This is a genomic window from Micromonospora sp. DT228 (assembly GCF_049841595.1).
GTDB lineage: Bacteria > Actinomycetota > Actinomycetes > Mycobacteriales > Micromonosporaceae > Micromonospora.
The window spans coordinates 30,568-55,890 of sequence record NZ_JBNCKO010000011.1 but is presented as its reverse complement, the minus strand read 5'-3'; the positions used below and the strand labels follow the sequence as shown (position 1 = coordinate 55,890).

Annotated in this window: 23 protein-coding genes; 7 read left to right on the top strand and 16 right to left on the bottom strand. The window is 69.8% G+C overall.

The window, feature by feature from the left end; genetic code table 11:
* Nucleotides 1-345 precede the first annotated feature (345 nt).
* Nucleotides 346-2,091, top strand: a complete 1,746-nt coding sequence (locus ACLQ29_RS22085) for an RICIN domain-containing protein (RefSeq protein ID WP_425773391.1) — start codon at nt 346-348, stop codon at nt 2,089-2,091.
* 90 nt (nt 2,092-2,181) lie between these two features.
* Here the strand turns inward: ACLQ29_RS22085 and ACLQ29_RS22080 are convergent, their stop codons facing one another.
* The 10 genes from ACLQ29_RS22080 to ACLQ29_RS22035 form a co-directional block, all read right to left on the bottom strand.
* Entirely contained in the window at nt 2,182-3,636 is a 1,455-nt protein-coding gene (locus ACLQ29_RS22080; RefSeq protein ID WP_425773390.1) for an alkaline phosphatase PhoX, read from the bottom strand.
* A gap of 170 nt (nt 3,637-3,806) precedes the next feature.
* Nucleotides 3,807-4,709 carry a hypothetical protein gene (locus ACLQ29_RS22075; RefSeq protein ID WP_425773389.1) on the bottom strand — a complete coding sequence of 301 codons (903 nt, stop codon included), beginning with the start codon at nt 4,707-4,709 and terminating at the stop codon, nt 3,807-3,809.
* Nucleotides 4,706-5,803: a hypothetical protein gene (locus tag ACLQ29_RS22070; protein WP_425773388.1), complete on the bottom strand. Its 1,098-nt coding sequence runs from the start codon at nt 5,801-5,803 to the stop codon at nt 4,706-4,708. Before ACLQ29_RS22070 ends, ACLQ29_RS22075 begins: the two co-directional genes overlap by 4 nt.
* Nucleotides 5,800-6,246, bottom strand: a complete 447-nt coding sequence (locus ACLQ29_RS22065; protein ID WP_425773387.1) for a DUF4188 domain-containing protein — start codon at nt 6,244-6,246, stop codon at nt 5,800-5,802. Before ACLQ29_RS22065 ends, ACLQ29_RS22070 begins: the two co-directional genes overlap by 4 nt.
* Nucleotides 6,243-7,784, bottom strand: a complete 1,542-nt coding sequence (locus ACLQ29_RS22060; protein WP_425773386.1) for a phenylacetate--CoA ligase family protein — start codon at nt 7,782-7,784, stop codon at nt 6,243-6,245. The genes ACLQ29_RS22065 and ACLQ29_RS22060 overlap by 4 nt, the downstream gene beginning before the upstream one ends.
* Nucleotides 7,785-7,793: 9 nt before the next feature.
* Entirely contained in the window at nt 7,794-8,948 is a 1,155-nt protein-coding gene (locus tag ACLQ29_RS22055; RefSeq protein WP_425773385.1) for a Gfo/Idh/MocA family protein, read from the bottom strand.
* Nucleotides 8,918-9,628: a ThuA domain-containing protein gene (locus ACLQ29_RS22050; protein ID WP_425758572.1), complete on the bottom strand. Its 711-nt coding sequence runs from the start codon at nt 9,626-9,628 to the stop codon at nt 8,918-8,920. Before ACLQ29_RS22050 ends, ACLQ29_RS22055 begins: the two co-directional genes overlap by 31 nt.
* A 168-nt stretch (nt 9,629-9,796) precedes the next feature.
* Nucleotides 9,797-11,290, bottom strand: a complete 1,494-nt coding sequence (locus ACLQ29_RS22045) for an RICIN domain-containing protein (protein WP_425773384.1) — start codon at nt 11,288-11,290, stop codon at nt 9,797-9,799.
* A 51-nt stretch (nt 11,291-11,341) separates the two neighbouring features.
* Entirely contained in the window at nt 11,342-12,781 is a 1,440-nt protein-coding gene (locus tag ACLQ29_RS22040) for a glycoside hydrolase family 43 protein (protein ID WP_425773383.1), read from the bottom strand.
* A 36-nt stretch (nt 12,782-12,817) separates the two neighbouring features.
* A complete protein-coding gene (locus tag ACLQ29_RS22035; protein ID WP_425773382.1) occupies nt 12,818-14,233 on the bottom strand; it encodes a family 43 glycosylhydrolase in 1,416 nt (471 codons plus the stop codon).
* Between the two features lie 258 nt (nt 14,234-14,491).
* Between ACLQ29_RS22035 and ACLQ29_RS22030 the strand changes: the two genes are divergently transcribed.
* Nucleotides 14,492-15,049, top strand: a complete 558-nt coding sequence (locus tag ACLQ29_RS22030) for a hypothetical protein (protein WP_425773381.1) — start codon at nt 14,492-14,494, stop codon at nt 15,047-15,049.
* Here the strand turns inward: ACLQ29_RS22030 and ACLQ29_RS22025 are convergent.
* Nucleotides 14,991-16,025, bottom strand: a complete 1,035-nt coding sequence (locus ACLQ29_RS22025) for a phosphotransferase (RefSeq protein ID WP_425773380.1) — start codon at nt 16,023-16,025, stop codon at nt 14,991-14,993. The two genes, ACLQ29_RS22030 and ACLQ29_RS22025, sit on opposite strands and share 59 nt — an antisense overlap.
* 158 nt (nt 16,026-16,183) lie before the next feature.
* Between ACLQ29_RS22025 and ACLQ29_RS22020 the strand changes: the two genes are divergently transcribed.
* From ACLQ29_RS22020 to ACLQ29_RS22010, 3 genes are all read left to right on the top strand, one after another.
* On the top strand, nt 16,184-16,579 hold the full coding sequence (locus ACLQ29_RS22020) for a DUF3224 domain-containing protein (RefSeq protein ID WP_425773379.1): 396 nt from the start codon (nt 16,184-16,186) through the stop codon (nt 16,577-16,579).
* A gap of 118 nt (nt 16,580-16,697) precedes the next feature.
* Entirely contained in the window at nt 16,698-17,531 is an 834-nt protein-coding gene (locus tag ACLQ29_RS22015) for a hypothetical protein (protein ID WP_425773378.1), read from the top strand.
* Nucleotides 17,532-17,610: 79 nt separating this feature from the next.
* Nucleotides 17,611-18,363 (top strand): hypothetical protein, encoded by a 753-nt coding sequence (locus ACLQ29_RS22010; RefSeq protein WP_425773377.1) that lies wholly within the window; start codon nt 17,611-17,613, stop codon nt 18,361-18,363.
* Nucleotides 18,364-18,472: 109 nt separating this feature from the next.
* Here the strand turns inward: ACLQ29_RS22010 and ACLQ29_RS22005 are convergent, their stop codons facing one another.
* On the bottom strand, nt 18,473-19,348 hold the full coding sequence (locus ACLQ29_RS22005; protein WP_425773376.1) for an endonuclease/exonuclease/phosphatase family protein: 876 nt from the start codon (nt 19,346-19,348) through the stop codon (nt 18,473-18,475).
* A gap of 152 nt (nt 19,349-19,500) precedes the next feature.
* Between ACLQ29_RS22005 and ACLQ29_RS22000 the strand changes: the two genes are divergently transcribed.
* On the top strand, nt 19,501-19,833 hold the full coding sequence (locus tag ACLQ29_RS22000; protein WP_425773527.1) for a GNAT family N-acetyltransferase: 333 nt from the start codon (nt 19,501-19,503) through the stop codon (nt 19,831-19,833).
* Nucleotides 19,834-19,987: 154 nt separating this feature from the next.
* Here ACLQ29_RS22000 and ACLQ29_RS21995 read toward each other — a convergent pair whose 3' ends face one another.
* From ACLQ29_RS21995 to ACLQ29_RS21985, 3 genes are all read right to left on the bottom strand, one after another.
* A complete protein-coding gene (locus tag ACLQ29_RS21995) occupies nt 19,988-20,890 on the bottom strand; it encodes a CPBP family glutamic-type intramembrane protease (protein ID WP_425773375.1) in 903 nt (300 codons plus the stop codon).
* A 131-nt stretch (nt 20,891-21,021) separates the two neighbouring features.
* Nucleotides 21,022-22,038: a sensor histidine kinase gene (locus ACLQ29_RS21990; RefSeq protein ID WP_425773374.1), complete on the bottom strand. Its 1,017-nt coding sequence runs from the start codon at nt 22,036-22,038 to the stop codon at nt 21,022-21,024.
* Nucleotides 22,031-22,726 (bottom strand): response regulator transcription factor, encoded by a 696-nt coding sequence (locus ACLQ29_RS21985; protein ID WP_425773373.1) that lies wholly within the window; start codon nt 22,724-22,726, stop codon nt 22,031-22,033. Before ACLQ29_RS21985 ends, ACLQ29_RS21990 begins: the two co-directional genes overlap by 8 nt.
* 161 nt (nt 22,727-22,887) lie before the next feature.
* Here ACLQ29_RS21985 and ACLQ29_RS21980 point away from each other — a divergent pair, with 161 nt between their 5' ends.
* Nucleotides 22,888-23,967: an NAD-dependent epimerase/dehydratase family protein gene (locus tag ACLQ29_RS21980; protein WP_425773372.1), complete on the top strand. Its 1,080-nt coding sequence runs from the start codon at nt 22,888-22,890 to the stop codon at nt 23,965-23,967.
* Here the strand turns inward: ACLQ29_RS21980 and ACLQ29_RS21975 are convergent.
* Entirely contained in the window at nt 23,939-25,294 is a 1,356-nt protein-coding gene (locus tag ACLQ29_RS21975) for a hypothetical protein (RefSeq protein WP_425773371.1), read from the bottom strand. The two genes, ACLQ29_RS21980 and ACLQ29_RS21975, sit on opposite strands and share 29 nt — an antisense overlap.
* Nucleotides 25,295-25,323 lie beyond the last annotated feature (29 nt).

Genomic DNA, 25,323 nt, shown 5'->3' with positions numbered 1-25,323 from the left:
AGTGCACGTAGTCACCATGTTCGATGCGAGGCGCACGGGTGGGCAATGACAATAGTCAGGGCCGCTGCGCCCACGCGGTCGCCCGCCAGCCTGGCCGGCGTCATCATTCGATGTGACACGCAGGGTGGCCATCCGCTCACTGAGCTGCATGTTCTTGACCCCTGGTGAAAACAGAACTTAGACTTCCGTGATTGTTAACGTTAACAGTCACGTCACTCGATCGTAATCGACACGTCATCGCCACCGGGTTCCCCGTCACCCCCGGTGGCGACGCGACAGACCGGTGCCCGACCGGGCCGATGGGACCGCGACGGCGCGTACCACCACCAGCCAGGAGGACGAGACATGACGCACGAGCAGAACGAGCCGGTGAGCGGCGAGCGGAAATTGCTGAGCCGGAGAACCGTCCTGACGACGATGGGGGCCGTACCGGTCGCGGCGGTCGCCGCGGTCGCGGGGGCCTCGCCGGCCTCGGCCGCAGCGGCCAGCATCAATCCGTCCGCGACCCGGCAGACGATCCGAGGCTTCGGCGCCATGGCCCACGCCGCCTGGATCGGCGACCTGACGGCCGCCCAGCGGGACACGGCCTTCGGCACCGGCCAGGGTCAGTTGGGGTTCTCCCTGCTGAGGATCCCCGTCAACGAGAACCAGGCGGACTGGAGCGCCGATCTGGCGACGGCGCAACGCGCGGTCGCGCTCGGAGCGACGGTCTTCGCCTCGCCGTGGAACCCCCCGGCCAGCATGATCGAGACGTTCACCCGTGGCAGCCAGACCAACGCCCGGCGCCTGCGGTACAGCTCGTACGCCGCCTACGCCACGCACCTGAACAACTTCACCACGCACATGCGCAACAACGGGGTGAACCTGTACGGCATATCGGTGCAGAACGAGCCCGACTACGCGGCCGAGTGGACGTGGTGGACCACCACCGAGATGGTCCGGTTCCTGCGGGAGAACGCCGGCTCGATCAGCACCAGGGTCATCGCGCCGGAGTCCTTCCAGTACGTGAAGTCGGTGTCGGACCCGATCCTCAACGACGCCACGGCGCTGGCCAACGTGGACATCATCGGCGCGCACCTCTACGGCACCTCGTACTCGAACTTCGCCTACCCCCTGTTCAAGCAGAAGGGCGCGGGCAAAGAGCTCTGGATGACCGAGGTCTACTACCCCAACAGCAACACCAACTCCGGCGACGCGTGGCCCGAGGCGCTCGACGTGGGCGAGCACATCCACCGCGCCATGGTCGACGCCGAGTTCCAGGCGTACGTCTGGTGGTATCTCCGGCGCAGCTACGGCCCGATGCGCGAGGACGGCCAGATCAGCAAGCGCGGGGCCATGATGGCGCACTTCTCCAGGTTCGTCCGCCCCGGATACCAGCGGATCGACGCGACCGCGAACCCGGCGTCGAACGTCTACGTCTCGGCGTACCGGGGCGGCAACACCGTCGTGATCGTCGCCGTCAACAAGAACACCTCGGCGGTGAGCCAGCAGTTCACCCTGTCCAACACCACCGCGTCCGGCAGTGTCTCGAACTGGCTGACCGACGCCAGCAGGACCGTCGCGCCCCAGAGCGCGCTCACCATGTCGAACGGCTCGCTCACCGTCACGCTTCCCGCCCGCAGCGTGATGACGTTCGTGACCACCGTGAGCGGCGGCACGACCCCGGTGGGAGACACCTACAAGCTGGTGAACGTCGACACCGGTGTGGTCCTCGGCGTACAGAACATGTCCACGGCCGACGGCGGCCTGGCCGTGGTGTGGGGCGACACCGGCACCGCCGACCACAACTGGGTGCGGGTCACCGACGGCACCGCGTTCCGGTTCCGCAACGTCAACAGCGGCAAGGTCCTCGGCGTCGAGAACATGTCCACCGCCGACAACGCCCGCGTCATGCAGTGGAGCGACAACGGCACCGCCGACCACCGCTGGACGCTTGTGGCCAACAGCGACGGCTCCTACCGGATCCGCAACGTCAACAGCGGCAAGGTGCTCGCCATCCTCAACGGCTCCAGCACCTGGGGCACCCAGGCCGTCCAGTACACCGACAACGGCAGCACCAGGAACAACTGGCGGCTGGTCCCGGTCGGCTGAGGCTCCACCGCGCGGCTCCGGGTCGACCACCGAAGGCCGACCCGGAGCCGCACCGGCGGGACCCCCCGCTCCCCTGCCGGCCTGACGTCGTCAGCCCAGGTACTTCTCCCACCGGCCGGTGATGGCCAGGGTGAGGCCCGGGTCCTGCATGTTGACGAAGAGGACCCGGCCGTCGGCGGTGAAGGTCGGCCCGCAGAACTCCGAGTCGTTGAGCTGGTTGCGGGCGATCGCGTACGTCGGCCCACCCGGTGTCGTGCTGAGCACGTGCGAGGCCCCGGTGCCGTCCTCGGCGAGCACCAGACTGCCCCACGGGGTGACCGACACGTTGTCCGGGCCGTCGAAGGTGAGGTCGTTGTACTTGACCGGCGTGCCCTCCTCCGAGGCCGTCTGGTGCGGGAAGTACGTCACCAACTGGATGGTCTGGGCCTTGAAGTTGTAGAACCAGACCATGCCGTCGTGCGGCGCGGCGTCGGCCGGCAGGTCACCCTCGTCCCAGGCGTAGGAGTTGACCACGTACACACCCTCGTCGGTGCTCCACACGCCCTCGAACTTGCGTCCCCGGGTGACCTGACCGTCGGCGAACTGCTCGCGCACGGACGTGTGCCGCGCGTCGCGGTCCGGCACCTCGATCCACCGTACGGGGAAGGGGCGGCCCAACTGGGCGGAGGTCAGGTAGGCGACGTCCGGCAGCACCGAACCGTCGTCCATGATGATCTGCATGGCGGCGAGGACGCCCGCGTTCGGCGCGAGGCGGGTGAGCACGCCCGGGCCGAGCTTGACGCCGCGGGGCGCCGACCACCGGTAGAACAGACCGTTGGGCTCGTCGGCGTCCTCGGAGAGGTAGATGTGGGTGCGGTCCCTGTCGACCGCCAGGGCCTCGTGGGAGTAGCGGCCCAGACACTTGATCGGCTTCGGGTCCGCGCTGCCGTCCGACCAGACCTCGAAGACGTACCCGTGGTCCTTCTGGTAGACGCCGGACCGGCCGCCCTCCTCCCACTCGTCGCCGGCCCGGTCCTCGGTCTCCTCGCAGGTGAGCCAGGTGCCCCAGGGGGTCGGTCCGCCGGCACAGTTGGAGATGGTGCCGGAGAGGGCGACGAACTCACCCAGGTTGCGGCCCGCGCGGTCCGTCCTGATCACGGTGCAGCCGCCGGCGTCGACGGCGCCCGCGTCGTACACCGTGCCCTTGACGTGCGGTACGCCGAACTCGGCGCCCGGGTCGATCTCGTGGTTCTGGATCAGGGTGTAACGGCCCTGGCCGGCGTCGTAGACGGCCATGCCGTCGTGGTCCGACGGCGTCACGCCCTGGCCACGATCGAGTCGGGTGACGCCGGTCCGGGTCACCACCGTGTAGCTGAAGCCCTCCGGCAGGGCCAGGATCCCCTTGGGGTCGTCCACGAGCGGCGGGAAGGGCACGGGACCGCCCAAGACCGGCGGGTGCGGCCGGCTCGGGCTGGCCTGAGCGAGGGACGGCAGCCCACCGGCGACGGCAAGGCCCACGCCGGCGGCGGCGCCGCCCGCGAGGAAGGTACGACGGGAGGAAGGCACTCGAATCAGCTCCTGGTCAGGGTATGTGCGACGGCTGACAGCCAACTGGAGTGGGCGGACACCGACACGTCACCCGAGGGTTCGAGAGGTGACGTGAAGGTGAAGAATCAGGGCCGCTCGCCCGTCGCGGACCACGGTCCGGCGGCGGGCTGTTCCGGCCGGGTCGACGGCTACTCGCCGCGTCGGGCCGACCGGACCGGGGCGACGAGGGGTCGACCGACCCGAAACACCGCGAGCGGCTGGCCGGCGACCCGCTCGGCGAGCCGAGCGGCGGTCGCGGGGCAGTCGATGAGCTGGCTGAGCGGATGGACCGCCAGGCCGTGTCGGGCGAGAGCCAGCCACGTACGCAGCAGACGTCGCCCCGCGCTGATCCGGTCCTCGTCGGCGGCGGCGAGGAGGACCAGGACGCTGCCGTCGTAGCGCAACAGGCCGCGTCCGCTGGCGGCCAACAGCGCCGGCAGGCCCAGCCGGCGGGTGACCGGGTACGCGCGCAGCGCGGCGGACAGGACCCGCGCTTCGGTCCGGGACAGGCTGAGCGCCCGGTCGGTGAGTCCGTCGAGGTGATAGCGAGGATGGCGTGGGCTCAGGCGCAGCCAGTCCCGCAACTCGACCGCGACGGCGGGTGTGCCGAACATCCACCGGTCGGCGACGACCAGGTCCGAGACGAGATCCCGGGTCGGGACGTGTGCGAGACCCGGCTCGAGATCGGCGAGGACGGCGTCGTCGACGGACCCGGGTGCGTATGGACCACGGGCGACCCGGCGGGCCTCGATGTCGGCGATCGTGAACGGAGTCGCGTACCGATGTGCCGCGGGGACCAGTCGTGGACCGGGCGCCACGGTGACGGTGAGGCCGAGTTCGGCGGAGACGATGAGGCAGGTCTCGACGAACGCACCGATGCCGAGGGCCAGGTCGCGCCCGGTCGGGTCGGAGTCGGGCAGGCTGCGGGCCGGATCGACGTCGATGGTGATCTCGTCGGCGTGGTACTCCGGTCGCCACGGCTGCGTGTTGTGTGCGCTCGGCGCCCGGCGGCAGATCGCCTCGGTGGCCCGCAACCGCTCGACCCAGCTCACCTGGCTCCTCGTTCGTAGAAGGTGTACCCGTGCAGTGGCCGCCCACCCGCGCGCCGGTACTGGGCGGCGGAGGCGACGTTCGTCCGCTCGACGAAGGTGCTGCGCAGCGTCCGGTAGCCGCTGCGGGCGAGGTTGCGGTGCAACTCCCGGGACAGCAGGGTCAGATACCCGTTGCCCTGCTCGTCGGGAACTGTGCCCTTGATGATGAGGACCGCGTCCCGCCGGTACCGGCCACGGGTGGCGAGAAGCCGGAGCTGGTTGAGGACACCGAGCCGACCGCCGACCTTCATGAGGTATGCGGAGATGTCCGGCACGGTGACGACGAACGCGACGGGTCGGCCGGCCTTCTCCAGCCAGAGGAGCAGCCCCTCGTCGAGCAGGAACGCCAGGCCGTCGGTCTGCTCCGCCAACTGTTCGGCGGAGATGTCGGTGTAGTAGCCCAACTGCGCGAAGCTCGCGTTGAGCATCCGACGCAGGATCGGCAGTTGGCTGCGCAGGTGCCGCCGGGAGCCGTGCCGGACGACGAGCTGTTCGCTGCCGATCCGGGCATCGTCGAAGGCGAATCCACAGTCAGGGTCGACGGCCGGCGACGCACCCGTGGCCGTGCCGTCCAGGTCGACAAGCCAGGTGTCGGCCTCGAAGCGACGGTGGAAGCCGTGCCGCTCGTACATGTCCGGGTAGTAGGCGGGGTTCCACGCCGAGTCCACGAAGCCGCGGTCGGCGAAGCCGGAGGTGATCACCCCGCCGGTCTGGTTGGGCAGCAGGGCCACCGGCCCGAACAGTTGTCGCCCGTCGGCCCGGGTCTCGACCGCGTCCATGATGGCGGCGAAGACGTCGTCGTCGTCGACGAACTCGGTGTGCCCGAACAACTGCCGCGGGCCGACCTTGGCATCGAAGGGCGCACTGCGGTGCATGCTGGTGCGTCCGACGACCTCGCCGCGTCGGTCGCGGACCACGAACAGCTCGGCCGCGTCGCGGTGGGCCGCGATGACCGATGACACCAGGGGCACGTACCTGTCGGTCGGGTGGAGCCGGAGCGGAAAGTCGACGAAGGCCCGCAGGTCGGCCCGCGACCGCACGGGGTCCAGTCTCATGTGCGGTGCACCGGCGGGCCGGACGTCTCCCGCGAGAGCGGGGTGAAGGTCGGTATGTGTGCCATGCCGTCTCCCTCGGCGCGCCAGATGCCGTTGCTGTAGCCCTCGGGCTCGGCGTTGTAGAGGCGGATGTAGCCGCCTGTCGCGTTCTTCGTGCCGTGATCGGTCACCCAGCACATGAGGTCACGGTGATGGCGGCTGCGGGCGAACGTCAGGAGCGCGTCACGGTCACTGAAGAAGGCGATGGTGCCGAGCGTGAACGGGAACTGGTAATAGACGGTGTGCCACCGGTATCCGTTCATTCGCTTCATCTGCCGGACCATCCGGAACCAGATCCGGGTGAGCGTGAGGATCGAGCGCGGCCCCCGGTAACGGGTGGCGCCGACGAACATTGCTGTCGCCTGGCCCACGGCGGGCGCGGCGGAGAAGTCCGTGGTCCTCATGCCGGCACGCCCTTCACCAGGTAGACGTTCTTGATCGTGGACGCCGCGCCGGCGAACGGGCCGGTGCCGTACTCGTGGACCTCCACGCGCAGGTCCGCCGCGGACGGGTCCTCGGCGAGGGACTCGGCGAAGTCCCGGCTGACCTCGGCGAGGTGGCGCAACACTCCCGCGCGGCAGGTGTCGGTGAGGGCTCGCCGCTGCACCGGGTCGAGCGTCAGTCCCTCGCGGAGTTGCAGGTTGACGACCGGCCGGCTCTCCAGGTCGGCCTGCTCGGTCACCGCTAGGCAGAAGCTCTGTAGCAGGTGCGCCTGGGGATTGCCGGCATAGAGGCCGTACTCGACGTCCTGCGGGTAGATGTTGGCGCCCATGTACGAGATCGTGCTGTCCTTGCGGCCGTACAGGAACAGCAGTGGCAGACGCATCCGGTCGACCTGCCAGGCGCGGTCCGCGGCGGCCCGCGCCGCGGGGTCGGCGATCGCGGCCAGGACATCCGGGTACGAGATCAGCCGGCCCTCGTCGCCGATGTTGTAGCGGACCCGGGGATTGAGCACCGCCGTCGAGTTGATCGTGCAGAGCACCTCGTGGTCCGCTGTGGTCTCCAGGTACGTCTCCAGCGGGTTGTACTGGAAGACCATCGGCAGCCGGTGCTCGTCGACGCCGAGCAGGGCGGTCCGCAGCGCGACGTCGGTACGCAGCCGTCGGCGGACCCAGACGCTGAAGTCGCTCTCCCCCGCCATACCGATGGTGAGATCGCTGGCCCCGTAGCCGGAACGCACCTTGACGAAGCGCTCCTGCAGATAGTCGCGCAGCGCCTCGGTCATCCCCTCACCGCCGACGAGTCCGCTGATGCGGTAGTCGGCCCAGGGGAAGTCCTCGGCGTCGAGCTTGTCGCGTAGGTGCTTCAGGAACGGCGGGTAGGCGGTGACGATGTAGTCGAAACCGGGGCCGAAGTACAACAGGGTGTCGACGATCTTCCGCAGGTCGGGCCCGGTGTTCTTGACCATCGCGATCTTCGACATGGCGATGCCGGTGTTGGTGCCGGTTGCCCAGGCGCCCATCGAGTACGCGTTGATGACGAACCGCCGCTTCGACGGGAACACCATCGTCGCGTAACCGGCCAGGTTCTTGTGCACCGAGCGCAGCTCGCGGCGGCTGCGGACCCAGTTGAACGGCTGGCCGGACGAGCCCGACGACTCGTCGACAACGCTGCCGGCGATCTCGATCTCCCCGTGCCGACAACGCTGCGCCTCCGGGTACGCCTGCACGTACGACCGCTTGTCGGTGGGCGGGTACGACGACAGGTCGAACCAGCGGAACCGCCAGTTGTGGCGGCGGAGGAAGTCGCCGTACGCGGGCACGTCGATCGCGGCGAACTGGCAGGTCATCCAGGCGTGCAGCCGGGCGAAGCGCCCCAGGGAGGGACGGTACTGACGGGCCGTGAGCCGCCACACCGCCGGATGGATCCGGTAGAGGGTGTAGAGCCAGGTCAGGGCGAAGCTTGTCGCCCGCAGGGTCCACCGACGCAGGAATGTCACCACGCGGCAACACTATTTGTCGGTCGAGCCGGCCACCTGATGGCGGGTACTCAGCTGTCCTGAGTATTGAGCACGCCACTCCTCAGCCGGCGTGAGCGGAACCGCTACGGGCCGCCGCACCACGGTCGTCAGCTCGATCCGCTGGCCCTCGGCCGCCGACCGGAGCAGGGCGGTCATCGTCTCCAGCACGTGCAGCGCGACGTCGCCGCCGGCCCGCGCCGGACGGTGCCCGTCGGCGGTGACCAGATCGATCAGCCCGATGCCCCGGGACGCCTCGGCGTAGCCGGCCTGCGGTGGGAGGGCGCGCCAGTCGCTGTCGCCGAGCGCGAGGACGCGGACCTCTCCGTCGAAGTAGTTCGGGTCGGGTACGGCGAGTGTGCCGGTCTCCCCTCGTACCTCGATCGGCGCGGCGGTCGTCGCGACCCCGTCGAAGCTCGTGGTGATCGTGGAGAGGGCGCCGTTCGCGTGTTCGAGCACGCCCGTCACGTGGGTGTCCACCTCCACCGGGATCCGCTGGCCGGTACGCGGACCCGAGCCGATGACGCGCTCGGGTCGCAGGCGGCTGGCGGCGCCGATCACCGCGCGAACCGGTCCGAGCAGGTGGACGAGCGCCGAGATGTAGTACGGCCCCATGTCCAGCAACGGGCCGCCGCCCGGGGCGTAGTAGAAGTCGGGGTGGGGATGCCAGCGCTCGTGCCCCGCGGTGACCATGACCGCCGACGCGGACATCGGGCGTCCGATGAGCCCGCCGTCGATCGCTGCCCGCGCCGTCTGCGTGCCCGTGCCCAGGACGGTGTCCGGCGCGCACCCGACGCGTACGCCGGTCGTCGCGGCCCGGTCGAGGACCGAGCGGCCGTCCGGGAACGTCACGGCGAGCGGCTTCTCGACGTAGACGTTCTTGCCGGCGTCGACCGCGCCCAGCGAGATGTCGGCGTGCGCCGCGGGGATCGTGAGGTTGAGCACCGTCTGCACGTCCGGGTGGGCGAGCAGGCGTTCGACGCTCATCGCCTCGGCGCCGGGGATCGTGGCGGCGACCGCGGCCGACCGGGAGGCGTCGAGGTCGGCGAGTGCGGCGATCCGCACCGCGGGGTGGTTGGCGAGGGTGTCCAGGTAGGCGCGGGAGATGACCCCGAGACCTACGACGCCGACGCCGTGCGGGTCGCCCACACCATCCCCCTCTCGATGACGGTACGCACGCTCGCGTGCTCCAGTACGTCCACGCTGTGCCCCGGGGTCGTCACGACGACGCGTCCGGCACCCCAGCGCCGGGTCCAGATCGCCGGTGAGGTGACCGGCCGGTGCCACGGGTGCCACGCCTGCGTGGGGTGGGTGGTGACGGCCAGGACGTCGATCAGGTCGTCGTGCAGCACCCAGTACTGTTCGGTGACCAGGTCGAAGTCCTCGACACCCGCGGTGATCGGGTGCTCCCGGCCGAGGTCGGTGACGCGCACCGTGTGCGGCAGGAAGTTGTCCTCCGGGCCACCGTGACGCTCGCACGGCTCCTTGCCCGGATGGGTCGCGAACTGACCGCCCACCAGGTGCAGGTATTCCGAGGACGCGCGGAACGAGTCCACAATGCCGCCGTGCCACCCGGTGAAACCCGTACCGGCGCTGACCGCCGCGCTCAGGCCCGCCGCCTCGGCCGAGGTGATCTGCGCCATCGTCATGCACTGCACGACGAGGTCGGTGGCGGCCATCTCGGCGGCATCGGCGTAGATCTCCGTCGACTCCTCGACCCGTACGGCATAGCCGCTACGGTCGAGGAAGGGGATGAACAACTCGGTCGCCTCGACCGGCTGGTGCCCCTCCCACCCGCCCCGAACCACAAGTGCTCTCCGCTGCGCCACCCTCGCTCCCTCCCACGGTCCGCCGATACCCGTGCTTGTCGGACATCGAAACCGTACTCGTGTTTGCCGGCAAAGCCGACCTTGGCCAGCTTCCGGATCACACAGTGAAGGCGGCCCGTACGTCTCGGTGTCGAGGCGTACGGGCCGTACCGTCGATGTGTTGCTACCTCAGACGGCCGTGCGCGACCACTGCTGGTTGGTGCCGGTGTTGCAGGTGTACTGCTTGAGGACCACGCCGTCCGCGGTCGACGCGGCGGGTACGTCCACGCACTTGTTGCTGTGACGGGCCCGGAGCTGGAAGTAGTTGCCGTTGGTGACCATCTGGAACTGCTGGTTGGTGCCGCTGCCGCAGGTGTACTGGACGAGTTCGGCACCGTCGGCGGTCGACGCGCTCACCACATCGAGGCACTTGCCGCTGTGTCGGCTGACGATGCGCCAGTAGCCGCTGCCGGCGTCCTGGAACTGCCACTGCTGCCAGGCGTTTCCGCCGTAGGTGTACTGGGCGACGCGCGCGCCGTTGTCGGTGTTCGGTGACTGGACGTTCATGGCCTTGCCGCTGTGCCGCACGTCGAGCCGGTAGAACGTTCCCGTCGACGGCGGAGGCGTCGTCGGGTCGCCGCCGCCGATGGTGTCGCCCCACCCGTACCGGATCCGGTCCGCGCCGGAGGTGTTGCGGACGGTCAGGTTGAGGTCCGTGCCGCTGCCGGTGAGAGCGAACATCGAGTACCAGTCGTAGCCGATGGTGCCGGTCTTGCCGCCGAGGGCGGGCCAGTAGGTGCCGCCCATCTGGTTGTCGCGCATGACCTGGGCCATGGCCCGGATGTAGCGCACGAAGTTGTCGGTGCTGCCCGCGTCGGCGTAGTTGCGACCGTCGTTCATGGGGCCACCGAACTCGGTGGCGACGGCGCGGGAGGCGCAGTTGCCGAGGCGTTCCCGGATGTGGCTGCGGAAGCCGTCGTAGGTCATCGCGCCGTAGAAGAAGGTGTAGTAGTGGAAGGACAGCAGCGTCGAGTTGAAGCGGCTGTCGTTGCAGATGTCGCGCAGGTCCTGGCTGAAGCCGGTGCCGCCGATCAGCACCCGGCCGGGCACCGCGGAGGTGTGGTAGCTGAGCCAGTTCGCGGCGACGTTGCGCCACTCGGTCGAGCTGTAACCGTGCGGCTCGTTCATCGGCTCGAAGTAGACGTTCGTGTTCGAGCCGTACGTGTTGGTCACCGTGGACCACATCGTGTTCCACGCGGCGAGATTCGTGATCCTGCCGCCGGAGGCGGCAGCGTCCTCCCAGTACGCGAGGATGACCTTGAAGCCGCGGGCGGTGGCGGCGTCGATGGCGCCTCGGTAGGCCTCCCACCAGGCAGTACCCACCGTGTGGGTGTTGATGGGCAGCCGGACGGTGTTGATGCCCATGGTGGACGCCATGTCGTCGTAGATGGCGTTGGCCTTGGCCCGCACCGTCGCGTTGCTGTCGGACATGCTCAGGCCCTGCACGACGAGCGGGCTGGTCTTGAAGTTGTCACCCAACATGGCCCAGTTCATGCCTCGGAACTGGCTGGTGGCGGCGACGGCGGGCGACGACGCGACGACGACCACGCCGCCGACCATCGCCGTCACGGCGGCCACCAGGGCGATCAACGTCCGGCGCAACGACCGGCTGATCCGTTCCATGCGTTGTCCAATCACTAGATCGTGCCTCTGCGGGCTCGACATCTTGGGGGGTTAGCTGGTCACGCGGAAGGTCGCGTCGGCACGGCTCTGCGCGTCGGGGATCTGGTCGAGCCGGAGCAGGTAGGCGTAGTGCCGGATGTACCGGTCCGGGTGGCTGTAGGACTGGAACGACGTCCAGGACGAGTCGGCCAGACCCGCGACCCGCCGGAAGGTGGCGTCGGCGGCGAAGGTGGCGGTGCCGTCGTTGGCTTCCAGTCGGAAGTCGAACCCGTAGTGGCGCAGGTAGTAGCCCGGGTAGTTGACCGACTGGATGGAGACCGTGCCGGAGCCGGCCAGGCCGGGCACGATCCGCCACTGACCGTCCTGGGCGGGGCTGACGTTCGGGTCGATGCGGACGTCGTAGTCGTAGTGCCGTACGTACCGGTCCTGGAAGTTGTACGACTGGATCCGGTTGACGGCGGTGACGGGCCAGCGGGCGAGCACGCGGTCCTGTTCGGCGGCGGTCAGGTTGAGGATCGTTCCGTGCCGCTTCTTGGTGCCACCCATGGCGTACGAGCCGGACGCCGGCAGCCGGTAACTGCTCGCACTGGACGGGTTGGTGGTCAGCACCGGCAGGTAGCCGCGCCCGCTGGAGTACTGGTCGAGGTAGAGGACCCACTCGTTGCGGTTGTTGTACTTCATCCACATCGGGCCCTCGACCTGGGCGCCGGTCAGCCCGATGCCGGACAGGTTCCCGAGGCTCGTCCAGGTGCCGAGGATGGAGTTGCTGCCCTCGATGGCGATCTGGCCGTCCCGGGAGGCCCGGACGTACCGGTAGGCGCCGACGCCGGTGGGCACCTCGACGATCTGGGTGTCGATGATCTCCTGGCTGCCGGGTCGGTTGATGTAGACCTGCGGCGTGGTGATGCTGCGGAAGTTCGTGGTGCGCGCGGAGTAGATGCGGTGCTTGGTCGCCCCGTTGAGCGGGACGTTCGTGGCCCAGTAGAGGACGTAGTCGCCGGTCTCCGGGTTCCAGATCGCCTCCGGCGCCCAGGCGTTGCGTCCGTCCGGAATCGCGCCGGCCACGTTCAGCAGCCACGGCGCGGACCAGTTGACCAGGTCGGTGGACTCCCACACGACGAGGTTGCGGCTGCCGTTGTTGATCGCGGCCGACCAGTCCTGGCCGCAGCCGATGCACAGGTCCGTCGCGATGATCCAGTACCGGTCACCGGCCGGTGAGCGGACCAGGGCGGGATCGCGGACGCCACGGGTGCCGACAGTGGACCGCAGGACCAACCCACCGCTGTTGAGATCGGTCCAGCGCAGGCCGTCGGTGCTGTGGGCGAGGTAGATCTGCTGGGCGGTGGACGACTCGCCGGTGAAGTGCGCCATCAGGTAGCCGACTGTCGGGTCGAGCGCGGCCGCCTGCTTCGGTGTCGCCGCCGACCAGGTGGTGAACAGCAGGCACGCGGCCACCGCAACCGCGCCGAGCCGCGCGAGGACTCTCGACATTGGTCTTTCTCCTTCGCGGAGGGGCATCCGGGTCAGCTAGAGCGTCGGTACGACGGGACGGATGGTGCCGTCGGCGTTGAACTCCATCCGGTCGATGGCGGTCTCCCGGTTGGTGCCGTTGCCGGCCGGCACGGCGAACCGGTGGTAGGCGATGTACCAGGTGTCGCTGCCGGGCGCCCGGACCACCGAGTGGTGGCCGGTGCCCCTGATGCCGACGTCGAGCCGCTTCTGCAACACGACGCCGCGCCGGGTCCACGGCCCGAGGGGCGACGGGCCGGTGGCGTACGCGACCCGGTAGTCCTCACTGCGCGTGTCGTTCTCGGACCACATGAAGTAGTACTGGCCGTTGCGCTTGAACACGAACGGCGCCTCGTTGTAGCCCGACGGCGTGCTGACCCGCACCTGCGCGGCGTCGAAGGAGGTCATGTCGCTGTTCAGCCGCACGGCCCGCGCGACGCCCTGCCCCCAGTACAGGTAGGACTGCCCGTCGTCGTCGGTGAACACCATCGGGTCGATCGCCTGCCCACCGGAGAACTGGTCGTTGCGGACGAGCGGCCGGCCCAGCGCGTCGCGGAACGGCCCGGTGGGGCTGTCGGCCACGGCCACCCCGAGGTGTTTTGCGGTGTTGCCGCTGGCCGCGCCACCGCTGAAGTACAGGTAGTAGCGGCCGTTGGCGCTGGCCACCGCCGGCGCCCAGGCCGAGTTGTCCGCCCAGGACACATCCGGGCCGTGGTCGAGGATCACCCCGTGGTCGGTCCAGTTGACCAGGTCGGTGGAGGAGAACGCCTTGTAGTAGGTGCCGGCCCAGCTCGCGTAGCCGTCGGTGGTCGGGTAGAGGTAGTAGCGGCCGTTGAAGACGGCGAGGTGCGGGTCGGCGAAGAGGCCCGGGAGCACCGGGCCCCTGGTGGTCTTGGGCGCCCAGGGCGCGGCGAGGCGGAAGGAGCTGTCCGCCCGGAACGCGGCCGTGTCCTGGTAGGCGTCGAGCCAGAGCGCGAAGTCACGGTGCCGGATCCGCCGGGTCGGATAGTTGTACGAGGCGAGCGCCACCGATCCGGCGACCGAGCCGTCCACCGCGCAGAAGGTGGCGTCGGCCCGGAATCCCGCGTCACCGGCGTTGGGGTCGATCCGCAGCCGGTAGTCGCGGTGCCGCAGGAACATCCCGTTCTTGGTCTGGAACGAGTAGCAGGCGGGTGAGGCCAGACCGTTTACCACTGTGAAGGTGGCGTCGAGCTTGACCTGGTTGGCGCTGCCGGAGGTCACCGGATCGAGTTGCCCGAGGTAGTCGATGTGCCGCACGTACCGTCCGGTCTGGTTGACCGCCTCCAGCGAGACGGCGCCGGTCGGCAGCGTGGCGGCCTGCGCCGGCCCGTCGGCGACCACCACGAGAGCGGCGGCGGCCACGGCGGAGAGGACCAGGATCCGGATGCGGACGTAGCCGTTGGCCAGGGTCACGACTCCTCCTCCGGGCGACCGTCGATGTTAGCGTTAACAAGATCAAATCATGCGATGCTCGGGGTCCTGATGGTTTTGCGCGACGGGCACCCTGCCGCACGGGACAACTCTGTTGCGCCACGCGGTACAGGCACAATGTGTTCTGCTCGTTAAGTTCGCGTTGCGGACCAGTGTTAGCGATCGCATCAACGGGTGTCAAGGATCGACCAATCTCGCTTACCTTGATCGCGCCGCCGTGGCCGGCGCTATCGTTCTGGCATGGTGCTCACGTCATCCGGTGCCGTCGGCGCCGCCTTCCTCGCCGACGAGCCGGCCGACGGCGTCGACCTCAGCCTGTTCGGACAGTTCGCGGGCTCCTGGGCACTGGACTGCACCGAGTACGACCCCGACGGGTCGTCGACAGTTCGACGAGGCGAGTGGCACTTCGGGTACGCGTTGGGCGGCCGGGCCACCACCGACGTCTGGATCCTGCCCGGCGTCGAACACGGCGTCAGCGTGCGATTCCCCGACCCCGCGGCCGGTCTGGGGGTCTGGCGCTCGACGTGGGTGGGACCCGGACGGCGTCGGGCACACACCTTCCTGGCCTCTCGCGTCGGCGAGCAGATCGTGCTGGACGGCGGCGACCTCCGCTGGACCTTCTCGGACATCGAGGCAGACGAGTTCCGCTGGCGCAACGAGGCACGACAGCCCGACGGCACGTGGCGCCTCGATCAGACGTTCCAGGTATGGCGGCGGGCACAGCGGTCTGCTGATGGGGTCAGCGGGTTTTCGCAAACCAGGTGGCGACCAACTCCAGCGGGCGGCGGCGACCGGTGAACATGGTGACCGTGTTACGGAGGTCGTAGGTCTGGCGGGTCTTCGTGGGCGTGGTGGTGAGGTGGTTGAGCATGAAGGGGGCCAACCAGAAGTACTTCGCGGCGCCGGTGAGTTGGATGGCACGGCGGACGGTAGCGGCGTCCACCGCCCCAGCGAGGCCGCGAAGGTAGCCGGTGGTGACCAGTTCGACGACCTCGTCGATCAGGACCAGGTCGACCAGGCCGTCGAAGAACGTGTCGAGGATGAGGTTGGCGGCGTCCTCGCCGAGTGGACCTGGGCCGACGAAGCTCCAGTCCAGCAGCACCGGCCCCGAGTCGTCGACGATCAGGTTCGTCGGCCAGACGTCGTGGTGGCAGAGGGTACGGGGCAGCTCGTCCGTGGCACGCAGCACGTCGTACCGGCGTAGCCACAGCTCTCGTAGGCTGGTCCGGAGGTCGTGCGGCCAGGTCGAGGCCGCGGTGGGATGGTCCCAGGGGATCGGTTCGGTGACGGGGCGGGTCGTGGTGTAGTCGCGCAGCCAGTCGCGGGACAACCATGGCTCGGTGGGGCGCCGGCCCAGCCAGAACGCGTGCCCAGCGCCGAGCCGCTCGGCGAAGTCGCCAAGCGTCGCGGGCGTTGCCGCGGTGCCGGGCACGCCGTCGACGTGCTCCAGCCACAGCGCGACCGACCCGTCGGGCCGGTCCGTCCACTCCAGCAGGGCCGGAGCGCGGATGCCCGCCGCCGAATAGGCAGTCTCCGCCAGCCCATCGCGGTAGGCCAGGGCTTCTCGCTGCCAGTAGTTCCAGTGGCCCTGGTCGGTGCTCGCCGCCCAGTGCGCGGGCACCCCGCTCCGGCCAGGCGGGGCCGCGATCTTCAAGATCGTATTCCGGCCATCGCGGTTCACCCGCCAGATGCCACCGGTCGCCCCGTTGAGCGAGTTGTGGGTCAGCAGCTCGGCCTCCGACTGCCGCCCTACGAGATCACCAGGCGGGTGCATCAGCGCATCCTATGTACCGCTCTCATCTGGACGCTGGCCAACCCGCCGGGCTTGGTCACCCTCGGGGTGCAGGGCTTCCGAGGGTCACCGTCCGGGAATGTCAGTGCCGTCTGCAAGGCTGCTGCGCGATAAATGCCACCAAGATGAGAAGGTGCGAGATGAGCTCGAAGGCTGGCGGAACATTCGAGGTCACCTCATTCGAGCCGGAGGTGCTCGACGAAGGCCCAGGGGCCGCGCTTGGCCGGGCGCGGGTCACCAAGACCTTCCAGGGCGGCCTGGCCGGCACCGGTACGGTGACCATGCTGTCGGTGACCGACAACGAGGGCAGCCCCGCCGCCTACGTCGCCGTGGAGCGATTCACGGGCGAACTTGACGGCCGCAAGGGTTCGTTCGTCCTGCAACACAGCGCACCCGGCAGCCACGGTGAGCAACTCGCGATCCGCGTCGTCCCGGGAACGGGCTCCGGTGACCTCGCCGGGATCGCGGGAGAATTCGAGATCATCCAGTCCGACGACGGCAGCCACTCCTACGTCTTGGAGTACACCCTGGCCTGACGCGTACCGACCTGCGCGACCAGCGACTCACCCGACCCACCGAGCAGTGGCGGCGAGACTTGCCCAGCACTCGCACCCCACAGCAACGACAACCACCCAGCAGAGCAAGGATGCTCGCGTGGAATCCAACACCGTGCACTGGGCGTCGCGGCGCTACCTCAAGGCGCGATACGAGGAGCTGCGGCGTGGGTACCGCCAACTGCCCAACGATGGCCGCCAAGCCGACGGGTACCACTACACCACCGAGGCGAAGCAGATCTTTCCCCGCTACAACGTGGTGGCAGCGATCCTGGTGGAGGTCGAGCGCCTCGACCCGGACCACCTCCCCGGCATCGACGTGCTGACTCACGCGCTCCTCGCCGCCCCCGAGGCCGCGAACTCTCCGTTCACCACGCCCAGGCAGGACGAGGTGGAGGCTGGCGCCATCGCGGACGAGCGTCGACTGTTCGTCGCAAACGTGCGGCGGTGGGTGGCGCAGCCCGACCTCGACATCGACCCGCTTCCGTACCGACGCGTGCTGACGCCTGCGGAGTCATCAGCCTGGCGCACGTCGCTGCAGCGACGATGGGGTGTGCGCAACGGCTGGTGGCACCCCTTGCTGAGCACTTCGGTTCCGCACGACGTGCTGGTGCTGACCGGGGAGTCGATGTGGGAGGACGACGGCGTTGACCAGGTCCGCCGGGTGCTGTGGGAGCTGGGCCGCCGTCGCGTGGTCGAGGTGAGTGAGTACGGGGCCGACTACCTGCTGGATGCCGCGATCATGGCACCGAGGTACGCCGGAGCCGAAGCTCTCTGGAGCGACGAGCGGCACGACTGGATCGCCTACGCGTCCCACGAAGGGACCGTGGCCTTCGGTGGCGCGCTCTCCACCGGTCTCGCGACAAGCTGGCCTGAAGTCCACAGTTGGCGATGGCCCGGATGGCACGAATTCGGCCACCTGGAACGTCCGTGATTCTGGGTCACGCCCGGAGGGGAGGACCTCTCGGCTCCCCCCGTCATCAACGCAGCGAGCGGACGGCTACGGTGCTGCCGTGGCGGTGTGGGAGCTGTGGCGGCAGGATGACAACGGCAACCGGGTCCAGATAAGCGCTTTCGCTGATCGGATCGAGGCGCTGGCCAACGCCCTGGCGTTGGAATCCGGGGTGGTGCACAAGCAGACCTATTGGGTCCACGGCCCATCCGACCCGGTCTGCCGCACGAACCGCGACCTCTACCGACGGCTTGTCCGAGAAGGCGAGCAGATGAACGCCGCCGGACACAGTTTGGACAGGTTCCTGCGCGCCTGGTGGCAGGTTTCCCGGCCGCTGTCGGACCAGGTCCGGCTGGACCTGGACACGGTTGCCGCGATGGTCGCGGCAGCAGGCATGGTCGAGCCGGCGCCGTTGCGGGCCTCCTGGCGATCCGCTTCGTTCCCCTACACACACGAGCCGACCACGTATGCCCACTGGGAAGCCATCGTCCTGTCGCAGATCGCGGACCTGGCCGACTTCGTCGACCAGGGCCCCCTCGACAAGTACGCCTACTTCGGCGTTGCTGCGCCCCGTACCGCCGGATGTGCACGAGCCCTGACCACCACCTGGTACAACTTCGATCCGAATACGTACCTGGAATGCGGGGCGGCCGGGGCGCTGGGCGGCTGGAGCGAGGACGACGGCATACGGAAGCCGCTTCCTGGCCCACACGCGGAGTTGGTGAACGAACGGGAGCCAGGCGATCAGGCCATCGATTTCCTCGGCTGGGACGATCTGGCGGACCTGGCCCGGTGTGGGCAGCAGTACGAGTAGCGAACTGCGTCAGGCGGTGGCCAGTCGGACTGCCGTGACACACGTGTGGCGTCTGCCCCCGGCGGCACAAACCTCTCCAGAAACTCGTGGCCGGCCGAAGGCGGGCGCGTCAGTTCTGGATGGAGAACGTCGCGACGACACCGTTGTGGTCGGACCTGGTGCCACCGACGACGTCGTAATCGGTCATCCACATCAGCTGGTGTGCGGGAAGCCGCTTCCAGAAGTAGACGTAGTCGATGTGCCGGTTGCCGTGTGTGCCGGTGCCCTTCTCGCCGTAGAGGTTGTAGTTGGAGCGCAGATTCGGCAGCTCGTTGGCCTCGAAGACCTGCCACGGGAACTTCGCGTACCCGTGGCTCCGGTCGGCGCTGAAGTCGACGTTGAGGTCACCGCTCACGATGACCTGGCCCTCGTCCTGCTTGTCCACCGCCAGGTCCTTGAGGCCTTGGAACTGCGCCTCGGCGCACCTGGTGCGCGGCAGGTCCTCCGGCCGGCCGGCGTTTTCGATGCTCGCCACCGCGTGGGCGTTGATGTGGGTCACGTTGCGACCACTGGTCTTGTGCCGGTACTTGACCCAGTTGTTGTACCGCGCGGGCGGCACCTCGCCCGGACCGTTGGTGTCACAGACGAAAATCGACCCCTTGTCGAGTACGTCGAACACGCTCTTCCTGGCGATCAACGCTTCGCCAGCCTGGTTGGTCCCGCCCGGGGCGTACAACCACCAGCCGTTGTCGGCGGCCCAGCTCTCCAGGAACGCCTTGCGGGCACCGACCTCGTTGAGTCCGACGAGGTCCGCCCTGGACGAGATCAGGTTCAGGTCGTGCACGAAGTCGGCCTGGCTCAGCCCGTAGTAGATGTTCAGCGTCGCCGTCTTGAAGCCCGCGCTGGCGGCAGCCGCCGGGGCTGCCGGCAGCAGGGCCGCCACCAGCGCGACCGCAACCGCGAGAGCGCCCAGGGTACGGGCCTGCCAGTCCGTCGTCCTGCGCATCGACGTCCTTCCGCACAAGCCGCCGTCGGTGGCGGCCAACGAACCCTATCGATTCGAGTCGACGCGAGGCCGAACATCCGGTGACGAAGCATGAACAGACCCGGGTCGACCGGTGCGGGCGCGCTTGAGTTCGGAGCAAGAACCTCCCGTACATCGCGGAGGTGGACGGGACGCCGGCCGCAGCCCTGGTGTTGGACTCCGGGCCCGATCCGCGGGCACCGATCGCGCCTGCGGACGAACCCGAGCGCTACATCCGCCTCCTGGTCACCGACCGACGATTCGCCGGCCGGAATCTCGGGTCGGCCCTGCTGGCCCACGCCGTGCAGGAAACCCGACGGGCCGGCGTGCGGTTGCTACGCGTCGACTGCTGGGCGGGCGGCGGTGGCGAGTTGGTGGCGTACTACGAACGCCACGGGTTCACTCCCGCCGAAACCTTCCTGGCTGGGTCCTGGCCGGGGCGGGTACTGACCCAGCGGGTCGGCTGAGCCGCGCCCCTCCGTCAGTTGTGCGACCGCCGAGAACGCGTGGAGGATTCCGACAACGAACCCGAACCGCCGCGCGATCTGACGCAGCGTAAGCAGGACGCGCTCGCCCGCCTCAACCACGACAACGCCGGACGAGGTCTGCAGCGCACCCGGATCAGGAGTCGGGGCGGTATTGGCCCACCGGAGTCGCACGGAGCCACAGCAGGCCCACCACTGCCGCCGTAGCCGACAGGAGAACAAGCTTCAGCCACGGGCCGCCGTTGCCCAGGTGTGGCATCGTCTCGTCGGCGAGGTTCCAGGCCGCGTGCATCAGGATCGCCGCTGGGACACCACCGCGCAGGCGTTCGGTGACGAAGAGCATGAGGTAGGTGAATGGAAGGAGCGCCAGGAAGAACACCGCCCCCTGCTGGGTGAACAAGCCTTCGTCGTGCTGCCCGGTGCCAGGCAGGAAGAACAGCGGCACGTGCCACAGGCCCCACGCGGCTCCCAGCACCAGGGTGGTCGCCATCCGGCTGTAGGACTGCCTCAGGCGTGGCTGTACGTACCCCCGCCAGCCGAACTCCTCCGCCACTGGCCCTGCGAGCAGCGTGTAGGCCAGCGCGATGAGCGGTCCGCCCACACCGGCGACTACCGAACCCGCGTGGTGCGGGATCGCCGACAGGTCGTTCAGGTTCATCAGGACCGCCGCACCCACCGGGGCGACCCCGCCCAGCAGTACCGCCACCACTGACGTGCCAAGCGACCATCGCGTGCGGGGGCCCGGACGCCTTTCCCCGCGGCGCCGCAACCACAGGATCAGCGCCGCCAGGGACGGGCCACTCGCCGCGAGCGCGAACACCAGCAATCCGAGTCCCTCGTCGGGGCTGACACCCAGCACTCCCAGCAGTGCAAACGGGATCCAGGTCAGCAACAGACAGACAGCCCAAAACTCCAGCAGCCGCAGGCGGACCAAGCCGCGTTCGGCGGGCAGATGGCGCGTCGGCGCGAATTCGTCCGCCACCGCGGCCCGGGTGACCGGACGGCGATGCCCGCGCTGCCGTTGGCGCAACTTGGCCATGGTGTGCTCATCTCGTCGTCGCATTGATGATCACGACGCTACGAGGATCCTCAGTCCCTGACGATCCGGCTGGTCGGTGAGCTTCCGGTAGGGTTAACCCGCCTCTCCCACCACCCCGAACGTTCGATTCCTCAGGCGGTGGCCAGTCGGACCATGAACTGGCAGCCCTCCGGGGTGTTGCGCACCTCGACCCGACCCCCGTGCGCCTCCACCAGGCCGTGGACGATGGCCAGGCCGAGCCCTCCGGACGCCCCACCGTCGCCGGGACGGGGGGTGCGGGCCGGTTCGCCACGGAACGCGATGTCGAACAGCCGGGGCAGGTCGGCCGGGGGGATGCCGCCGCAGGTGTCGGCGACCGACAGCCAGGCGTGGTCGTCCTCGCGGCCGGCCTCGATGCGGACGGTGCCGTCCTCGGGGGTGTAGCGGACGGCGTTGAGCAGCAGGTTGGCGACGACCCGGGCCAGCTCCGGTTCGCTCGCGGCCACCGTCGGCCATCCCGACTCGCTGGCGATCAGCTTGATCCGGCGTGCGTCGGCCAGTGGGATGGTGCTGGCCAGCGCGTCCGACACCACCTCGCCGAGCGGCACCGCGGTCAACGACAGCCGCAGCGCTCCCGCGTTGATCCGGGACAGCTCGAACAGGTCGTCGACGAGTCGGGTCATCCGGTCGGTCTCCAGCCGGATCCGGCGGTGGTACTCGTCGACGGTGTACGGATCGCGGACCACCCGGTCCTCCAGCGCCTCCGCCATGGCCCGCAGTCCGGCGAGCGGGGTACGCAGGTCGTGGGAGACCCAGGCGACCAGGTCGCGTCGACCCTTCTCCAGTTGCCGCTCCCGCTCCCGGGCCTGGTCGCGCCAGACCGCCGCGCGGGCCAGTCGACGGCCGAAGTGCCCGCCGACGGCGAGGCTGACCACCGCCGCCGCGGAGACGGTGATCAGCACGACCTCGAGGTCGTGGGCGGAGAGGAACATCGCCTCCGCGACCGCCAGGACCCCGACGGCGACGGCGACCACGGTGGTGGCGAGCAGCACGCCGACGTGCACGGTGATCGAGCTGCGCCGGAGCGCGCGCAGCAGCAGCGCGCCGGCGAGCCCGATGCCCAGTGCCGCGCCGAGGGCGATCGCGAAGATCAGCAGCAGGTCACGCATCGGCTGGCTCGTACCGGTAGCCGACGCCCCAGACGGTCACGATCCGCTGCGGATCGGCCGGGGTGGCCTCGATCTTCTCGCGCAGTCGGCGTACGTGCACCGTCACCGTCGAGTGGTCCCCGAAGTTCCAGCCCCAGACCTGCTCGAGGAGTTCGGCCCGGCTGAACACCCGGGACGGATGCCGCATGAGGTGGACGAGCAGGTCGAATTCGCGCAGCGTCAGCGCCAGGTCGGCACCGGCGAGGCGGGCGGTTCGGGAGGTGGTGTGCACCACCAGGCTGCCGTCGGTGAGCGACTCCGGCCGCTCGGGCGGCGGCCCGCCGGCGGCGCGACGGAGCACCGAGCGGACCCGGAGCACCAGCTCCCGGGGGGAGAACGGCTTGGTCAGGTAGTCGTCCGCGCCGAGTTGCAGCCCGAGGATGCGGTCGGACTCGTCACCCCGCGCGGTCAGCATGATGATCGGGATGCCGTCCGGCCGGGCCCGCAGCTCCCGGCACACCTGCAGGCCGTTGATCCGGGGCAGCATCAGGTCGAGCACGACCAGGTGTGGTGCCTGGCGAGCCACCGCCGCCAGCGCCTCCGCTCCGTCGCCGGCGTGGCTGACCTGGAAGCCGTCGTGTTCGAGGTAGCGACAGATGACGTCACTGACGGTCTGGTCGTCGTCGACCACCAGCACCCGCTGTGTCACGAACGTCCCCCGTTCCGGCCGGTCGACCTGTCCCCCGGCCTGTCCATCCGCCCAGCGTAGCCAGGCGCCGGGCGTCGGCCGCACCGGCGAAACCTAACGAGGTTCTTACGGCAGCGCGGGCCGGCCGGTGCGGGCGTACGCGGGGTCCTACGGTGACCGGAATGCGGATACTTGTCACCGGTGCTGCCGGGTTCATCGGCTCCCATGTCGCCGACCTGCTCGGCGAGGACGGGCACGAGGTGGTGGCCGTCGACGCGCTCCTGCCGGAGGCGCACGGCGCGACGCCACCGCCCTGGGCGCAGCGGCACGATCTCGTGGTCGGCGACGTGCGCGACGGTGAGCTGCTGACCAGGCTGCTCGCCGGTGTCGACGCGGTCTGCCACCAGGCGGCCATGGTCGGCCACGGCGTCGACCCGGCCGACGCCCCCCGGTACGCCGCGCACAACGACCTCGGCACGGCCACCCTCCTCGCCGCGATGCACGCCACCGGCGTACGCCGCCTCGTGCTGGCCAGCTCGATGGTGGTCTACGGCGAGGGCCGCTACCACTGCCCGGTCCACGGGATCGTCAGGCCGGCTGGCCGTCGCGCCGCCGACCTGGCCGAGGGCCGGTACGAGCCGACCTGCCCCCGCTGCGACCTGACGCTCTCCCCCGATCTCGTGCCCGAGGACGCGCCGCTGGAACCGCAGAGCACGTACGCCGCCACCAAGCTGGCCCAGGAGCACCTCGCCGGCGCGTGGGCCCGGCAGACCGGCGGGTCGGTCTGGGCGCTGCGGTACCACAATGTCTACGGGCCGCGGATGCCCCGCGACACCCCCTACGCCGGGGTGGCGTCGATCTTCCGGTCGGCCCTGGCCGCCGGGCAGGCGCCCCGGGTCCTGGAGGACGGCCGGCAGCGGCGCGACTTCGTGCACGTGAACGACATCGCCGCGGCCAACCTGCTGGCCCTGACGACAGCGGCCCCGGAGCCCCTGGTCCCGGTGAACGTCTGCTCCGGTGAACCACACACCGTCGGCGAGTTGGCCCACGAGCTGGCATCGGCGATGGGCGGGCCGACGCCGGTCACGGTCGGCGGCGGGCGGATGGCGGACGTCCGGCACGTCGTGGCCGATCCGGCCCGCGCCACCCGGCTGCTGGGTTTCACCGCCCGGGTCGGGTTCGCCGCTGGCATCGCCGACTTCACCACCGCGGTGATGCGGGAGCCGGCCTCGGTCAGGACACCGTCCACAGTAGGTGGTTGACGGCGAGAGCCGTCACGGCCTGGGCGGCCAGCCACCACCGTCGGTGTCGGTCGGGCAGGTGCGCGGTGGCGACCAACAGCCAGACGGCGAACGGCAACCAGATCCGCTCCACCTCGGCCTTGCTGAGCCCGGACAGGTCCGCCGCGAGCACGGCCACCGCCGCCGCGACGGGCAGCCACACGGTGGGTCCGGCGCTGAGCATCCGCTGTCGCAGGGCCGTCGGGTGCGGTGCGCGGAGCGGCACGGCGGCCACCGCCCGGCGCAGCGCCGGCCCGAGCACCGGCCCGGCCGAGAGGAGCAGGGCGGCGAGGTTCGCCCAGATCCAGTAGCCGTACGGGCGTTCCGCCGCCCAGCCCTGGTAGTAACGACGTGCCACCAGGTGGTAGCCGTCCAGCCACCAGAAGCCGGCGAGGCTGAACCCGGCGACGACGGCCGCGACAGCCGTCGCCGCGACCAGGAGCACGCCGAGTCGGTCCCGCGCCCGCAGCAGCACCACTGTCAACGCGAGTATCCCGACCAGGACGAACCCGTACGACAGGTAGAGCGCGAAGCCGAGCAGCAGCCCACCGAGTACGGCCCCGGCGCGGCCACCCACCACCAGCAGCGCCAGCCCGGCGGCGACCACCGCGGCGAAGACCCCGTCCGCGGACGCGCCCACCCAGACGGCCCCCGGGAGGAGAACCAGGAACGGCCACACCGCCCGAGCGGCGTCCTCGGTCCCGAGCGCCCGCACCGTCACCGGCACCGACACGGCGACCGTGGCGCCGAGCACCACACACGCGAGCCCGGCGGCCGCCCCGCCGCCCAGGCCGATCCGCTCCAGGACGACGAAGAACAGCAGCGCTCCCGGTGGATGGCCGGCGGCGTGGGTGGACCACGAGTCGGGTTGGAAATCGAGGATCCGACCGGCGAAGCCGGCCACCATGGCGCCGACATCCGTCACCCCGGGTACCTCGTGCAGGTATTCGGCCTGCACGGTGAGCCGCTCGGTCAACCCGGCGGACCAGCCGTCCACCAGGGCCAGCGACAGCGTCCAGAGCACCGCGGTGAGGAAGCCGACGACGAGCAACAGTGGCCACCGCGCGGTGGTTGCCCAGCGCGTGCCGCGCCAGACGAACAGCGCCGCGACGAGGAGCGCGGCGGGAGTGCCGGGGCCCAGGTGCGGCTGCCAGGTGGCGTAGAGCGGGGCGGCGTCCGCGTGCAGCCGTACGCCCCGATGGTTGAGCAGTGCGCCGACGGCGACGGCGATGGCGAGCAGGGCCACCTCGACGCCGAGGACGATCAGGTCGGCGGACCGGGGTCGTCCCGGCCGGGTCATCGTGGTCATGGTGACGGCCGACGTTACGACCTCCGACC

Bases quoted from the DNA above. Each gene is read 5' to 3' on its own strand.
- ACLQ29_RS21990 (WP_425773374.1), bottom strand. From the start codon at position 22,038: ATGCGTGACCTGCTGCTGATCTTCGCGATCGCCCTCGGCGCGGCACTG.
- ACLQ29_RS22040 (WP_425773383.1), bottom strand. From the start codon at position 12,781: ATGTCGAGAGTCCTCGCGCGGCTCGGCGCGGTTGCGGTGGCCGCGTGC.
- ACLQ29_RS21980 (WP_425773372.1), top strand. From the start codon at position 22,888: ATGCGGATACTTGTCACCGGTGCTGCCGGGTTCATCGGCTCCCATGTC.
- ACLQ29_RS21975 (WP_425773371.1), bottom strand. From the start codon at position 25,294: ATGACCACGATGACCCGGCCGGGACGACCCCGGTCCGCCGACCTGATC.
- ACLQ29_RS22025 (WP_425773380.1), bottom strand. From the start codon at position 16,025: ATGCACCCGCCTGGTGATCTCGTAGGGCGGCAGTCGGAGGCCGAGCTG.
- ACLQ29_RS22020 (WP_425773379.1), top strand. From the start codon at position 16,184: ATGAGCTCGAAGGCTGGCGGAACATTCGAGGTCACCTCATTCGAGCCG.
- ACLQ29_RS22030 (WP_425773381.1), top strand. From the start codon at position 14,492: ATGGTGCTCACGTCATCCGGTGCCGTCGGCGCCGCCTTCCTCGCCGAC.
- ACLQ29_RS22045 (WP_425773384.1), bottom strand. From the start codon at position 11,290: ATGGAACGGATCAGCCGGTCGTTGCGCCGGACGTTGATCGCCCTGGTG.
- ACLQ29_RS21995 (WP_425773375.1), bottom strand. From the start codon at position 20,890: ATGGCCAAGTTGCGCCAACGGCAGCGCGGGCATCGCCGTCCGGTCACC.
- ACLQ29_RS22065 (WP_425773387.1), bottom strand. From the start codon at position 6,246: ATGAGGACCACGGACTTCTCCGCCGCGCCCGCCGTGGGCCAGGCGACA.
- ACLQ29_RS22070 (WP_425773388.1), bottom strand. From the start codon at position 5,803: ATGAGACTGGACCCCGTGCGGTCGCGGGCCGACCTGCGGGCCTTCGTC.
- ACLQ29_RS22005 (WP_425773376.1), bottom strand. From the start codon at position 19,348: ATGCGCAGGACGACGGACTGGCAGGCCCGTACCCTGGGCGCTCTCGCG.
- ACLQ29_RS22085 (WP_425773391.1), top strand. From the start codon at position 346: ATGACGCACGAGCAGAACGAGCCGGTGAGCGGCGAGCGGAAATTGCTG.